The 14,419-nt window shown below is 73.4% G+C and carries 12 protein-coding genes; 4 read left to right on the forward strand and 8 right to left on the reverse strand.

Annotated features, from left to right (window positions below; translation table 11 throughout):
• Window positions 1–28 precede the first annotated feature (28 nt).
• The 4 genes from D458_RS0127350 to D458_RS0127365 are packed head-to-tail and all read right to left on the reverse strand — an operon-like array spanning window position 29 to window position 3,715.
• The gene (locus tag D458_RS0127350; RefSeq protein ID WP_017589906.1) at window positions 29–817 is read right to left on the reverse strand and encodes an enoyl-CoA hydratase/isomerase family protein; all 789 of its coding nucleotides are present in this window, start codon (window positions 815–817) and stop codon (window positions 29–31) included.
• Complete coding sequence (locus D458_RS0127355; protein WP_017589907.1) at window positions 814–1,698, reverse strand: 3-hydroxyacyl-CoA dehydrogenase family protein; 885 nt, start codon at window positions 1,696–1,698, stop codon at window positions 814–816. Before D458_RS0127355 ends, D458_RS0127350 begins: the two co-directional genes overlap by 4 nt.
• Window positions 1,695–2,432 carry an enoyl-CoA hydratase/isomerase family protein gene (locus tag D458_RS0127360; RefSeq protein WP_026119730.1) on the reverse strand — a complete coding sequence of 246 codons (738 nt, stop codon included), beginning with the start codon at window positions 2,430–2,432 and terminating at the stop codon, window positions 1,695–1,697. The genes D458_RS0127355 and D458_RS0127360 overlap by 4 nt, the downstream gene beginning before the upstream one ends.
• Before the next feature lie 47 nt (window positions 2,433–2,479).
• The gene (locus D458_RS0127365) at window positions 2,480–3,715 is read right to left on the reverse strand and encodes a thiolase family protein (RefSeq protein WP_017589909.1); all 1,236 of its coding nucleotides are present in this window, start codon (window positions 3,713–3,715) and stop codon (window positions 2,480–2,482) included.
• 242 nt (window positions 3,716–3,957) lie between these two features.
• Between D458_RS0127365 and paaK the strand changes: the two genes are divergently transcribed.
• Window positions 3,958–5,316 (forward strand): phenylacetate--CoA ligase PaaK, encoded by a 1,359-nt coding sequence (gene paaK, locus D458_RS0127370; protein WP_017589910.1) that lies wholly within the window; start codon window positions 3,958–3,960, stop codon window positions 5,314–5,316.
• A gap of 84 nt (window positions 5,317–5,400) precedes the next feature.
• Here the strand turns inward: paaK and D458_RS0127375 are convergent, their stop codons facing one another.
• A complete protein-coding gene (locus D458_RS0127375) occupies window positions 5,401–6,171 on the reverse strand; it encodes an AraC family transcriptional regulator (protein ID WP_017589911.1) in 771 nt (256 codons plus the stop codon).
• An 89-nt stretch (window positions 6,172–6,260) separates the two neighbouring features.
• Here D458_RS0127375 and D458_RS0127380 point away from each other — a divergent pair, with 89 nt between their 5' ends.
• Window positions 6,261–7,070 carry a sulfite exporter TauE/SafE family protein gene (locus D458_RS0127380; RefSeq protein ID WP_026119731.1) on the forward strand — a complete coding sequence of 270 codons (810 nt, stop codon included), beginning with the start codon at window positions 6,261–6,263 and terminating at the stop codon, window positions 7,068–7,070.
• 26 nt (window positions 7,071–7,096) lie between these two features.
• Here the strand turns inward: D458_RS0127380 and D458_RS0127385 are convergent, their stop codons facing one another.
• Both D458_RS0127385 and D458_RS0127390 read right to left on the reverse strand, forming a co-directional pair.
• Window positions 7,097–8,302, reverse strand: a complete 1,206-nt coding sequence (locus tag D458_RS0127385; RefSeq protein WP_017589913.1) for a CaiB/BaiF CoA transferase family protein — start codon at window positions 8,300–8,302, stop codon at window positions 7,097–7,099.
• Between the two features lie 117 nt (window positions 8,303–8,419).
• Entirely contained in the window at window positions 8,420–9,952 is a 1,533-nt protein-coding gene (locus tag D458_RS0127390) for a carboxyl transferase domain-containing protein (protein ID WP_017589914.1), read from the reverse strand.
• A gap of 226 nt (window positions 9,953–10,178) precedes the next feature.
• On the opposite strand from D458_RS0127390, the gene D458_RS0127395 reads away from it, so the two are divergent.
• Entirely contained in the window at window positions 10,179–10,889 is a 711-nt protein-coding gene (locus D458_RS0127395; protein ID WP_026119732.1) for a FadR/GntR family transcriptional regulator, read from the forward strand.
• 192 nt (window positions 10,890–11,081) lie between these two features.
• Here D458_RS0127395 and D458_RS0127400 read toward each other — a convergent pair whose 3' ends face one another.
• Window positions 11,082–12,446 (reverse strand): SLC13 family permease, encoded by a 1,365-nt coding sequence (locus D458_RS0127400; protein WP_017589916.1) that lies wholly within the window; start codon window positions 12,444–12,446, stop codon window positions 11,082–11,084.
• A gap of 282 nt (window positions 12,447–12,728) precedes the next feature.
• Between D458_RS0127400 and D458_RS0127405 the strand changes: the two genes are divergently transcribed.
• On the forward strand, window positions 12,729–14,381 hold the full coding sequence (locus D458_RS0127405) for an amidohydrolase (RefSeq protein ID WP_017589917.1): 1,653 nt from the start codon (window positions 12,729–12,731) through the stop codon (window positions 14,379–14,381).
• Window positions 14,382–14,419 lie beyond the last annotated feature (38 nt).

The following is a 14,419-nucleotide window of genomic DNA, read 5'->3' on the forward strand; positions in this document are numbered from 1 at the left end:
CTGCCCGCCCTCCGCCGGTATCCGGCTCCTACTGGCCGGTGAAGGTCGGCTTCTGCTTGTTCAGGAAGGCCTTGACCGCACCGACGTGGTCGGCGGTCCCGCCGAGCTGGTTCTGGAGCTCGGCCTCCTCCTCCAGCAGCTCGGGCAGGTCCAGCCCGCCCTCGGCCGCCGAGCGCACCTCGCTCTTGGCGGCCACGAACGCCGCTGTGGGGCCCGAGGCCAGCTGGGCGGCGACCTCGCGGGCGCGCGCCTCCCAGCCCTCGTCGGCCACGACCTCGGTGACCAGGCCCAGCTCCAGCGCGCGGTCGGCGCCGAACACCGTGGCCAGCAGCATCAGCTCCATGGCGCGCGCCTGGCCCAGCGAGCGCACCAGCCGGTAGGCCAGACCCGAGTCCGAGGCCAGGCCGATCCCGGTGAACGCCGTGCCGAACTTGGCCCTGCGCGCGGCCACGCGCACGTCACCGGCGAGGGCCAGGCCCAGGCCGGCGCCCACGCAGGCACCGCCGATCCCGACCACCACGGGGACCTGGATCGACTCCAGGGCCAGCACGATCTTGTTGTAGTGCTCGCGTACCGTGGTCAGCGCCTGCTCGGGCGCCTCCTCCTGGATCCTCGCGTGCTCGGCCAGGTCCTGGCCCACGCAGAAGGCCTTGTCCGAACCCAGGAACAGCACCGCGCGGGCAGTGGTGGACTCACTGGCCCGGCCCACCGCCGCCAGCAGTTCCTCCTTGACCTGCCGGGTCAGTGCCGGCCGGTTGAGCCGCACCGTGGCGACCCCGTCGACCTCGCTGAACTCCGCAGCCTTCTCTTCGCTCACGCCTTGTCTCCCTTGTCCCAGATGTGGAAGCCCTCGCCGCTCTTGCGGCCGAGTTTGCCCTCGGCGACCTTACGGCGCAGGAGCTCGGGCGGCGAGAACCGGTCCCCCAGTTCCGTGGCCAGGTACTCGGCGATGGCCAGGCGCACGTCGAGTCCGACCAGGTCGGTGAGCTTGAGCGGGCCCATCGGGTGCCGGTAGCCGAGCTCCATGGCGGTGTCGATGTCGGCGGGCGAGGCCACGCCCTCCTCGACCATGCGGATGGCCTCCAGGCCCAGCATGACACCGAGGCGGCTGGTGGCGAAGCCGGGAGCGTCCCGGACCACGATCTCGGTCTTGCCCAGGGCCGAGACCCAGCCGCGCACCGACTCCAGGACGGCGGGGTCGGTCTCGGGTGCGGTCACGATCTCCACGAGCTTGGAGGCGGGGACCGGGTTGAAGAAGTGGGTGCCGATGAAGCGGCCGGGGCGCTTGAGCGCGGCGGCCAGCTCGGTGACCGACAGCGAGCTGGTGTTGGAGGCCAGGACCGTGTCCTCGCCGACCGCGGCCTCGGCGGCGGTGAGCACCGCGATCTTCAGCTCGGGCCGCTCCGGGACGGCCTCCACGACCAGCCCCGTGTCGGCCGGGACGGCCGCGGCGTCGGTGACGCTGCTCAGCCGGGCCAGGTAGGCGGCGGGTTCGGCGTCGATCTTGCCGCGATCGCGGGCCTTGTCCAGCCCTGCGGCGACCCGGCCGCGACCGGCCTCGGCCGCCTCCTCGGTGGCCTCGACCAGCACCACGCCCGCCCCGGCCATCAGGAACTGCTGGACGATACCGGCGCCCATGGTGCCGCCGCCGATGACGGCGACGGTGTCGGGAACGCCCTGCGGGATGATCTCGGTCAACGCTTCTTCCTCTCCAGGAAACGGGTCATGCGATCGTGCTTGTCGGCGCTCTCGAACAGCACCGCCTGCGTGAGGTCGTCGGCCAGCGGGTGCACCCCGTCGGCGTCCAGGACCAGCTTGGTCATGCGCAGCGCCGCCGCGGAGGAGGCGGCCATGCGGTCCAGCAGGCCGTGCGCGCGCTCGCGCAGCTCCTCGGAGGGGACGATCTCCGCGACCAGGCCGTGGCGCAGCGCGGCCTCGGCGTCCAGTCTGAACCCGCCGAGCAGCACCTGCTTGGCGACCGAGGTCCCCACCAGCTCCTTCAGGCGCCAGCAGGCACCGGCCCCGGCGATGATGCCCAGGCCCGGCTCGGGCTGGGCGAACACGGCGGTGGGAGTGGCGATCCGGATGTCACAGGCGTAGGACAGCTCGGCGCCGCCGCCCAGCGCGAACCCGTCGACCGCGGCCACGGTGGGCGCCTGCAGGCGGTGCAGCCGCTCGAACAGGCGGCTGTTGATCCCGGCCAGGGCCTCCTCGCGGCCGCGTTCGCGCAGCTCGGAGATGTCGGCGCCGCCGGCGAACACGGTGCCGTGCCCGGTCAGCAGCAGCGGCTTGGGGTCGGCCTCGATCCGCGCGCACACCTCGTGCAGTTCGGAGATCATGAGGCCGTTGATGGCGTTGCGGGCCTCCGGGCGGTGCAGCTCCACCACCACGCGGTCCTCACGCCACTCGACGTGGAGCGTCTCGAATTCCATGGCTTCTGCGTTCCGGGTCTCGGGGTCGGGGTTCTCGGGGTGCCGGCTCACGGGCGCTCCACCAGGAGCGCGGTGCCCTGGCCGACGCCCACGCACAGGGTGGCCAGGCCGCGCCGGGCGTCCTCGCGCTCCATGCGGTTCATCAGCGTGACGACCAGGCGGGCCCCGGAGGAGCCGAGCGGGTGGCCCAGGGCGATCGCGCCGCCGTCGGTGTTGACCCGGGACTCGTCCAGGCCGAGCCGGCGCAGCACGCCCAGGGACTGGGCGGCGAAGGCCTCGTTGAGCTCGACGGCGCCGACCTCGTCGAGCTTCCACCCGGCGCGGTCGAGGGCCTTCCGGGTGGCGGGGACCGGACCCAGGCCCATGAGCTGCGGGTCCACCCCCGCGGAGGCGGAGGCGACGACGCGGGCGCGCGGGGTGAGGTCGTACTTGCGCACCGCCTCGGCACTGGCCAGGACCAGGGCGGAGGCGCCGTCGGAGAGCGAGGAGGAGTTCCCAGCGGTGACGATCCCGCCCTGGCGGAAGACCGGGCGGAGCTTGCCCAGGCTCTCCATGGTGGAGCCGGGGCGCGGACCCTCGTCCTCGGTGACCTCGTGGGTCCGGCCCTTGCGGCCGTGGACGGTGACGGGGACGATCTCGTCGGCGAAGCGCCCGGCCCCGGCCGCGGCGACGGCGCGCTCGTGGCTGCGCAGCGCGAAGGCGTCGCACTCCTCGCGGGTGAGGCCCTCCAGGCGCGCGACCTCCTCCGCGGTCTCGCCCATCGACAGGGTGTAGCGCAGCTCCTCGGGGGAGGCGTCCGCGGAGACCTGGGCGTCGAACTCGGCGAAGCGCGGGTTGGTGAAGCGCCAGCCCAGGGAGGTGTCGGCGACCTCGCCCGGCTTGGCCCAGGGGGTGGCGGGCTTGGCCATCACCCAGGGGGCGCGGGTCATCGACTCCACGCCGCCGGCGACGACCACGTCGGCCTCGCCTGCGCGGATGGCCTGCGCGGCCGAGGCGACGGCGGTCAGGCCGCTGGCGCACAGCCGGTTGACGGTGTAACCGGGGACCCTGGGGTCGAGCCCGGCCAGGAGGGCGGCCATCCGGGCCACGTTGCGGTTGTCCTCGCCGGCCTGGTTGGCGGCGCCGAGAACGACCTCGTCGACGGCCTCACCGGGGACACCGGAGCGGCGGACCACCTCGGACACGACCCGGGCTGCGAGGTCGTCGGGGCGGACGGCCGCGAGGGCGCCCCCGTAACGGCCCTGAGGGGTGCGCACCCCGTCGACCACGTAGACGTCGCTCACGAACGGCCTCCCATGCTGACTACGGTGGCGTGTGCCACCGTGCTGTGTGAACTCATCGACACGTCTCCTTGACACGGCAGGTCGGAGACTGAATTAATGCATTAGTAACCGAACGTTCGGTCAGTAAGCAAGTCGGCCCCCTCGGCTGACCGGCGTAAGACCCACCTCAGCGCGGTCGAACCGCCCCTCGCTTCAGGCGTCCGCAGCCTGGCGAACACCGCGCACAGTACCCGGAGAGGCCCATGGCAAGCCAGGACACCACCACGCAGACGGCCGGTACCGCCCCCCGGCAGCGTCTCGGACAGGCCCCCGCACCCGAGTCCCTGGACGCGGCCGAGCGCCTGAGTGTCGACGAACTGCGCGCCCTGCAGCTCGAGCGCCTGCGCTGGACCCTGGAGCACGCCTACACGAACGTGCCCCTGTACAAGCACAAGTTCGACGAGGCCGGCGTGCGGCCCGAGGACCTGAAGACCCTCGAGGACCTCGCCCTCTTCCCCCACACCACCAAGGCCGATCTGCGGGACAACTACCCCTTCGGGATGTTCGCGGTCCCCCAGGAGCAGGTCAGCCGGATCCACGCCTCCAGCGGCACCACCGGCAAGCCCACCGTGGTCGGCTACACGCGTGAGGACATCGACACCTGGGCCACCGTCGTGGCCCGGTCGATCCGCGCCGCGGGCGGCCGCCCCGGCCACAAGGTGCACGTCTCCTACGGCTACGGCCTGTTCACCGGCGGCCTCGGCGCCCACTACGGCGCCGAGAAGCTCGGCTGCACGGTCATCCCCGCCTCCGGCGGCCAGACCGCCAAACAGGTCCAGCTCATCCAGGACTTCCGGCCCGAGATCATCATGGTCACCCCCAGCTACATGCTGACCCTGATGGACGAGTTCGAGCGCCAGGGCATCGACCCGCGCACGACCTCGCTCAAGATCGGGATCTTCGGCGCCGAGCCCTGGACCGAGAAGATGCGCCTGGAGATCGAGGAGCGCTTCGACATCAACGCCGTGGACATCTACGGCCTCTCCGAGGTCATGGGTCCGGGCGTGGCCAACGAGTGCGTGGAGACCAAGGACGGCCTGCACGTGTGGGAGGACCACTTCTACCCCGAGGTGCTCGACCCCGTCACCCAGGACGTGCTGCCCGACGGCGAGAACGGTGAGCTGGTCTTCACCTCGCTGACCAAGCAGGCCATGCCGATCATCCGTTACCGCACCCGCGACCTGACCACCCTGCGCCCGGGCACCGCCCGCCCCATGCGCCGCATGGACAAGGTCACCGGCCGCAGCGACGACATGATCATCCTGCGCGGGGTCAACGTCTTCCCGACCCAGATCGAGGAGATCGTGCTGGGCCTGGACGGGCTCGCCCCGCACTTCCAGCTCGTGCTCAGCAAGGAGGGCCGCCTGGACCGCATGGCCGTGCGCGTCGAGGCCGCCCCCGACTGCACCGCCGACCGCCGCCTGGCCCTGAGCCGGGAGATCACCGCGACGGTCAAGGACCGGGTCGGCGTGAGCGTGACCGTGGACGTCGTCGACCCCGAGCAGATCGAGCGCTCCGTCGGCAAGTTCCGCCGCATCATCGACCAGCGCCCCAAGGGGTAGCCCCGAACGGTCCCCGGGGCCCCGGGCCCGGCGCGCGGCAGTCACGGCGCGTCGAGCCCGGGGCCTTCGTGCGTCCCGGGGCCCTCAGGCCGTGGCGGCGCGGTAGTCCCGGGGGCTGACCCCCAGAAGGCTCGCGAAGACCGCCGAGAACGCCGCCGGGCTCTCGTAGCCCAGGTCGGCGGCGACCCTGGCGACCGCCTCACCCCGGGACAGCGCGGGCAGGGAGCGCAGTACACAGGCCCGCTGACGCCAGCGGGCGAACCCCGTCCCGGTCTCGGACCGGAAGAGCCGGTTCGCCGTGCGCTCGCTGACGTGCAGCCGCCCGGCCCAGCGGGCGAGCGGGTCGTGGACGTGGGGTGCTTCCAGGAACTCCTCGCACAGGGCGCGCAGCCCCTCGTGGCGCGGCAGCGGCAGGTCCAGCGGCAGCGCCGCCAGCCCGCGGAGTTCGTGGAGGAGCAGTTCGACCAGCGCGGCGTCGCGCCCGTGCCGGTCGTGGCGGGGATCGATGTCCACCGCCGCGAGCAGCAGCTCGCGCAGCAGCGGTGACACCTCCACCACCTGGCAGCGGGCCGGGAACCAGGGCACCGCGGCCGGTTCGACGTACAGGCTGCGGGTGCTCACCCCCTCCATCGTCACCTGGTGCTCGGTCCCGGCGGGGACGAGCACCGCCCGCTGCGGGGGCACCGTCCACGCACCGTCGTCGGTGACCACCCTCATCACCCCCGTGGCCCCGTACAGGAACTGGGCGCGCCGGTGCCGGTGCCTGGCCAGCACGAACCCGGGCGGGTAGTCGGTGCCGATCGCCAGGACCGGCCGGTCGATGTGGTCCACCTCGGCCACGGGGACGTTGCGCACGGGAACCGACGCTACCGTGTCCGCTGCGCGATCGTTCGTGTCCTTTCACCGAATGCGCGCCACGGGCCCGCGTCCCTACCGTGGTGCGGGTGCTCTCCTCGATCCTCACCCTCCTGGCCCTGGGCTGCCTGACCGGGGTCACCACGGTCGTGTTCGGCTTCGGCGGCGGTTTCGTCACCGTCCCGGTCGTCTACGCCTTCACCCTGGCCCGGGCCGAACCGGGCGTGGACGCCATGGCGGTGGCCGTGGCGACCTCCACCGCCGTGATGGTGGTCAACTCCGTGAGCGCCACCTGGGCCCAGTACCGGTCCGGGCGCCTGCGCCGCGTCCACCTGTGGCCCCTGGCCCTGTACATCGGGCTGGGCTCCGCCGCGGGCGCGCTGGTGGCCACGGCCGCGGGCGGCTCGGTCCAGTACGCGCTGTTCGTGGTCTACCTGGTGGTGACCATCGCCGACAGCCTGCTGCGCAAGGGGTTCCTCACCCGCTCCCCCGGCGCCGCGCCCGGGCCGCCGCGCCCCGGCACCACCCGTGTCGTCGGGCTGGGCATCGGGGCCGTCACCGGTTTCCTGGGCGTGGGCGGCAGTGTCATGACCGTTCCGCTGCTGCGCCGCCGCGGGCTGCCCATGGGTGAGGCCACCGCGATGGCCAACCCGCTCACGGTGCCGGTCGCGCTGGCCGGAACCCTGGTCTACGCACTGTGGGGCACCGGCGGGGCCGGGGCCGACCAGGGCCACCTGGGTTCGGTGGACCTGGTGGCCGGGGCCCTGCTGCTGGCCGGCTCGCTGCCCACCATCGCCCTGGTCCGCCGGTACGCGGGCCGCATTCCCGACCGCGCCCACGCCGTGTCCTACGTCGTGCTGCTGACCGTGGTGCTGGCGGTGTTCCTCCTGCTGCCCTGACCAGGCGGCTCCGGGGCCGGCCGCGGTCAGGCGGACCGCTGCTGGTCCAGCCCGTCCAGCCACGCGCGGACCCGGTCGTTGTGCTCGCCCAGGCGGGGCGGCGGCAGGTGGTTCCCGGTGGCGGGCGGCAGGTCCTCGCCGCCGGCGTGCGGGGCGAAGCGCAGGGCCGAACCGGGCAGCTCCACGCGGCCCAGCACGGGGTGGTCCACCTCCAGGACCAGACCCTGGGAACGGGTCTGCTCCCACTCGTAGACCTGGTCGATGGTGCGCACCGCGCCGCACGGGACGCCGACGCCGCCGAGCCTGTCCAGCCACTCGTCGCGGGTGGCCCCCTTCAGCACCGCCTCGACCTCGGCCACCAGCTCCGCGCGGTGCCGGACCCGGGAGGCGTTGTCACAGAAGCGGGGGTCGGCCGCGTCCAGTCCGAGCACTCCCGCGAACTTGGACCACTGGGCCTCACCGCCGACCGCCACCTGCAGCACCCCGTCGGAGCAGGCGAAAGCGCCGTAGGGCGAGATGGAGGGGTGGTGGTTGCCCATGGCCTCGGGCACCTCGCCCGCCACCGTCCAACGGGTGCCCTGGAAGGCGTGCACGCCCACGATGGAGGACAGCAGCGAGGTGCGCACCACCCGGCCGCGGCCGGTGCGTTCGCGTTCCACCAGGGCGGCCAGCACACCCTGGGCGCCGTTCATCCCGGCCAGCACGTCACCGATGGCCACCCCGACCTTCGTGGGCTCCTGCGGGCCGGGGCCGGTCAGGCTCATCAGGCCGGCCTCGCCCTGGGCGATCTGGTCGTACCCGGCCCGCCCGCCCTCGGGGCCGTCGTGGCCGAACCCGCTGATGGAGCACACCACCAGGCGCGGGTTGAGCTCGCCCAGACGCTCGGTGGAGAAGCCCAGCCGGTCCAGCACCCCGGGGCGGAAGTTCTCCACCAGCACGTCGGCCGCGCGCACCAGCCTGGTGAGCTGCTCGACCCCGTCGGGGGACTTCAGGTCCAGCTCCAGGGACTCCTTGTTGCGGTTGCAGGACAGGAAGTAGGAGCTGATCGGCTCCTCCTCCGGCCCGACGAAGGGCGGGCCCCAACCGCGGGTCTCGTCGCCGCCCCCGGGCTGTTCGACCTTGATCACCCGTGCGCCGAGGTCGCCCAGCAGCATCGCGGTGTGCGGACCCGCCAGGGCCCGGGACAGGTCGACGACGACGGTCCCCTTGAGTGGTCCTTCCGTGCGCTCCACGTACTTCTCCTGTGGTCTCGGGTGCTGGGCCGCGGGGCGGGCGCCGCCGCGGCAGGTGGGGGTTCGGACTGTGCGTCCGGTGAGGGCTTGGACGGTGAGGGCTTGGACGGTGCGGGCTCAGCCGGGCAGACCGAGCTTGCGGTAGCGGGCCCGGCGTTCGGCCAGCCTGCGCTCGTCGGGGCAGGCGACCAGGTCGGCGAGTTCGTGGTTCAGGGCCCGGCCGACCCTGAGGCAGAAGGCCTCGGGCTCCTCGGCGGCGACGTCGAGTTCGGGCACGACGCGGTCGACGATCCCCCGGGCCCGCAGTGCGGACGAGGCCACGCCCTGCTGCTCGGCGAGTTCGCCGGCCCGGTCGGTGGTGCGGTGCACGATGGCGCTGGCCCCCTCCGGGGGCAGGGGGGAGAGCCAGGAGTTCTGGGCGCACAGCACGCGGTCGGCCGGGGTCAGGGCGAGGGCGGCGCCGCCGGTGCCCTGGCCGAGCAGGACCGAGACGGTGGGCACCGGCAGGGTCACCAGTTCGGTCAGGCAGCGGGCGATCTGTCCGGCCACGCCCTGTTCCTCCGCCTCCTGCGAGAGTGCGGCGCCGGGGGTGTCCACGACCGTGACCAGGGGCAGGCCGAGTTCGGCGGCCAGGCGTATCCCGCGTCGGGCCACTCTCAGGGCGGCCGGGCCCAGGGCGTGGCCGGGGCCCTGGCGGTCGCGGTCCTGGCCCAGCAGGACACAGGGCAGGTCGTCGAAGCGGGCCAGGGCGAGCAGCATCGCGGGGTCGGTCTCGCCCTCGCCGCTGCCGCTCAGGTGTACGACGTCGGTGGCCGTGTGGCGCAGCAGGGCCCGCACGCCGGGGCGTTCGGGGCGCCGTGAGCGGGTCACCGCGGTCCAGGCGGGGGTGTCCTCGACCGGTTCGGCCGGGGCGGGGACGGGAGCGGGGCCGGAGGGCTGAGCGGCGCCGGTGCCGTGGGTCCGGGCGGTGCCGGGGCGCCCGGACAGGAGGCCGAGCACCCGATCGAGGAGCCCGGCCAGGTCCCCGGGGGCCACGACGGCGTCCACCAGGCCGTGGTCGAGGAGGTTCTCGGCCCGCTGGACGCCTTCGGGCAGGTCGACGCCGTCCAGGATCCGGTGGACGCGGGGGCCGAGGAAGCCGACGAGGGCGCCGGGCTCGGCGGCGGTGATGTGGCCGAGTGAGCCCCAGGAGGCCAGGACCCCGCCGGTGGTGGGGTGGCGCAGGTAGACGAGGTAGGGCAGCCCCGCTCGCTTGTGGGCGTCCACGGCCACCGCGATCTTGGCCATGGCCACGAAGGCGACGGTGCCCTCCTGCATGCGGGTGCCGCCGGAGGCCGGGGCCACGAGCAGCGGCAGTCCCTCCGCGGTGGCCCGCTCCACGGCGACGGCCAGGCGCTCGGCCGCGGCGGTCCCGACCGATCCGGCCAGGAAGGCGAACTCCCCCACGGCCACGGCCACGCGTCGGCCCCGCAGGAGGCCCTCCCCGGTCAGGATCGCCTCGTCGCATCCGCTCTCCCGGCGGGCGCGGTCGAGTTCGGCGGCGTAGGCGCGGTCGGGGAGGACGTCGACGGGGGGTGTGTCCCAGGTGCGGAAGGTTCCGCTGTCGAGGGTGCTGTCGAGGAGTGCGCGGGCACCGGGCCGGACGGCCATGTCAAAACCTCCGGAGATTGGAGCAGTGGCTAGGCCACTAGGCCTATTCCTCAGAATGGCACACGCCTCCGGCTTTGGGAACCCCGCGTCCGGACGGCGCACCCACGCCCCCGCGCCACGCCTGCCGGGGGCGCCCCGGTCGGCGGAACCCGCCGGAGTCGACCGCACGGAAGCGCGCGGACTACCCTGGAGGCCTGCCTCGACAACACCGAAGGAGCTCGTGCGCGTGCCTTCCAAGCCCCACCCCCGGCCACCGGTACGGCCTCGGCTTTACGAGCAGCTGGTGGAACGCCTGGTGGAGTACATGGGCGAAGCCGGGCTGACCCCCGGGGACCGGCTGCCCGCCGAACGCGAGCTCGCCGCCTCACTCGGCGTCAGCAGGGCCACGCTGAGCCAGGCGCTGGTCGCCCTGGAGGTACAGGGCGTCATCGACGTGCGCCACGGTGACGGTGCGATCGTGCGCCAGACCACGTCCGAACAGGGCGTGCTGGCGCTGCTCAGGGACCGCGCCAACCGGCGCGCGGAGATCATCGAGGCCCGGCAGGCGCTGGAGGTCAAGCTGGCCGAGCTGGCCGCCGAACGCCGCACCGACGAGGACCTGGCCGCCATCGACGACGCCCTGGAGCTGATGCGCACCGAACTGCGCGAGGGCGAGCGCGGGGTGAGGGGCGACGAGCGCTTCCACACCGCCATCACCCGGGCGGCCCGCTCCCGCCTGCTGAGCCGGATGATGGGCGAACTCGCCCCGATGATCCGCGAGACCCGCCTGGAGTCGCTCTCCCAGCCCGACCGCCCCAAGGCATCGCTCTCCGGCCACGAGAGCATCGCCTCGGCCATCCGCCTGGGCGACGCCGACATGGCCGCCGAGGCCATGCGCCGCCACCTCCGGCTGGTCTCCCAGGTCGAGGACGTCTCCGCCCAGCGCGCCGTCGACTGAGCGCGCCGTCGACTGAGCGCGCCGCCGACCGGGCGCGCGGTCGGACGGGCGCGCCAACGGCCGAGCCGCACCACCGGACGGGGGCGCCGTCGGCCCCATGCACGCGGGCCGGTGCGGGAACCCCCGCACCGGCCCGCCGCCCCGCCTTCCGTGGCTGGGAGGACGGTGTCCTGCCGACCGTGGACCCGACCGTCACAGCAGGCCGGGAACGACCAGCACCCCCCAGGCGACCAGGGGGCCCAGGACCACCACGACGGCGCTGTAGACCAGGATCTGCCGGTAGAAGCGGTCCGGGTCCACCCCCGTGGCGTTGGCCAGGACCAGGGCGCCGTTGGTGGAGAAGGGGCTGACGTCGACGATGGTCGAGGAGACCGCCAGGGCGACGATGACCCCGGTCGCGCTCACCTCGCCCATGAGCAGGAACGGCACCGCCAGCGGGATCGTGGCCCCCAGGATGGCGGTGGAGGAGGCGAAGGCGGAGACGATCCCGCCGATGTAGCACAGCACCAGCGCCACCAGCAGGGCGGCGCCCAGCCCTGCGGCGGCCAGGCCGACGTACTCGATGGTTCCCGCGCTCTCCATCACGCCCACGAACGTGAGCATGCCGGTGATGAGCAGCACGGTGGACCAGCTGATCTGGGAGACCGCGCCCTTCTGGGCCTTGGGCGAGATCAGCGCCAGGACGACGGTGACGGTGATCGCCACGAAGCCCACGTCCAGGCCGAAGCCCAGGGCCAGGACGCCCAGGGCGAGGATCCCCAGCAGGGTGGCGATCTGCTCGAAGGTGACCCGCGAGGTGCTCACGGCGTCCGCGTCCGCGGCCCCGGACCCGCCGGAGGAACCGGAGGGGCCGGAGGGGCCGGTGGCCACCGCCACGTCGCCGCCCTTGCCGGCGTAACCGGAGGACCCGCCGGAGGCGACGGTGGCCTCCTCGAACTGGCTGGTCCTGATCCCGGCCAGGCGGTGGCCGCCCAGGGCGAAGAAGAGCGCCAGGGAGATCAGCAGGTTGAAGACGAGGCTGCCGAGGAACAGCGTGACGGGTGAGACGGCCAAGCCGTTGTCGGCGACGATCGTGTTGACCGTGACCCCGTAGACGCTGGCCGGCGAGAAGCCGCCGCCCTGGGCCCCGTGGATCACCATCATGCCCATCATCAGCGGACTGATGCGGTACTTGGCGGCGAAGCCCAGCGCGATGGGGGCGACGATGGCCACGGCCGCCGGGCTGAGGGCGCCCACGGAGGTGAGCAGGGCGGTGATCCCGAACATCACCCACGGGATGGCGATGACGTGGCCGCCGACCAGCCGGGTGGCGCCCCTGACCATGAGGTCGACGGTGCCGTTGTTCTTGGCGATGGCGAACAGGTACGTGACGCCGACCAGGGTGAGGAACAGGTCGGCGGGGAAGCCGCCGAGGATCGCCCCCGTGTCCATGGACAGGGCGAGGACACCGACGAGGAAGGCCGCGACGAAGGCCAGGGCGCCGATGTTGATGGGGAAAATTGTGGCGACGACAAACATCGCCAGAAGCACCAGAATGGTGAGGAGCTGGGGAGACATGACCGACCGATCGCACTTCCGAGGGGGTTTGTGACGCAGCTCATGCTGCTGATTGGCCTAGCCAATATGCCAGTGATCCACTTGTCAACCCCACGAAACACCACCGACACCACACCGATGCCGCGCCCCGCCTCCACGAGGACACCGCGCAGGCTTCGCACCGACTTGTGCATCTGACCAACCCCGCGGGGTGAAACCGCTGCGAATCGTCATTGAGCCCGCGGACACACGGGCCGCAACCTGGGAGGCGACCGGACCACACCCTCCTGGAGCCCCGCCCGCATGCTCGACCTCAAGCTCACCCGCGCGCGCGTGCGCACCCTCGACGACGCCCGCCCCCGCGCCACCACCGTGGGCATCGTCAACGGCCGGATCCTCGGCCTCGACGACGACGTCGCCGACCTGCCCGCACGGACGGTGGTCGACTGCCAGGGCGCCGCCGTCGTCCCCGGTTTCTCCGACGCCCACAACCACATGGCCTGGTTCGGGCAGTCCCTCTCCGAGCTCCCCCTCCAGGACGCCGCCACCCTGGACGGGCTCTACGACGCGGTCGCCGCCAAGGCCCGCGACCTGCCCGAGGACGCCTGGATCGTGGGATCGGGCTACGACGACACCGTGCTCGGCGCCCACCCCGACCGCCACGCCCTGGACCGCGCCGGGGGCGGTCGCCCCGTCTGGCTCAAACACCGTTCCGGACACATGTGCGCGGTCAACAGCACCGTCCTGCGCCTCAGCGGCGCCGAGCACGCACCCGACCCCGAGGGCGGCGTGATCGTCCGCGACCACCGCGGCGACGCCACCGGACTGCTCCAGGAACGCGCCCAGGAACTGGTCACCGGCCTGGTCATGCCCTACTCCGTCAACGAACTCGCCGAGGCCCTCGGCCGCGCCTCCCGCGTCTACGCCGCCGAAGGGCTCACCCACGTGGTCGAGGCGGGCATCGGCCGGGGCCTGGTCGGCCGCTCCCCCGTGGAGGCCGCCGCCTACCAGCGCGCCCGCGACCTGGGCACCCTGCTCCCCCGGGTGGAGCTCATGGTGGCCGCCGACAACCTGCACGCTCTGGGCGCCCACCCCGACGACGCCGTCGAAACCGGTATCGACCTGGGCCTGCGCACCGGATTCGGTGACGACCGGCTGCGCCTGGGCCCGATGAAGATCTGGCTGGACGGGTCCCTCATCGGCCGCACCGCAGCCGTCACCGAACCCCTGTGCGGGCACGGCCACGGCGTCTACCAGAACCCGCCCGGGCAGATGCGCGCCCTGGTGGTGGCCGCCCACCGGGCCGGCTGGCGCGTGGCCGCCCACGCCATCGGCGACGACGCGATCGACCTCGCCCTGGACGCCTTCGAGGAGGCCCAGCGCGTCCACCCCCGCCCCGACGCGCGCCACCGCATCGAACACGCCGGGGTCGTCCGCCCCGACCAGCTGCCCCGCATCGCCGCCCTGGGCGCGGTTCCGGTCCCCCAACCCCGCTTCCTGCACGCCCTCGGCGACGCCATGGCCGCCTCGCTGGGCCCGGACCGCGTCGCCTGGCTCTACCGCCACCGCTCCTTCCTCGACCACGGCATCCGCGTCCCGGGCAGCTCCGACCGCCCGGTCGCCCCCGGGGCCCCGCTCCTGGGCATGGAGTCGATGGTCGAGCGCACCAGCTCCGGAGGCGCCGTCCTGGCCCCCGACGAGCGCGTCACCGCCGAGCAGGCCCTGCGCGCCTACACCCTGGACGCCGCCTGGGCCGGCCACGACGAACACGAGCGCGGCAGCGTCACCCCCGGAAAGCTCGCCGATCTCGTGGTCCTGGACCGCGACCCGGTCGACACCGCGGACCGGGGCATCGGCTCGGTCCGGGTGCTGGCGACCCTGGTCGGCGGCAGGGCCGTCCACGGCGCCGAAGCGCTCGGCCTGGCGGTCCCGGACACCGTGCCGCACAGCACCTGACCTTCCGCGGCCTCCGCTGCCACCGGCGCCCGCGTCTT

The sequence above is a fragment of the Nocardiopsis ganjiahuensis DSM 45031 genome, from assembly GCF_000341085.1.
Lineage (GTDB): Bacteria > Actinomycetota > Actinomycetes > Streptosporangiales > Streptosporangiaceae > Nocardiopsis > Nocardiopsis ganjiahuensis.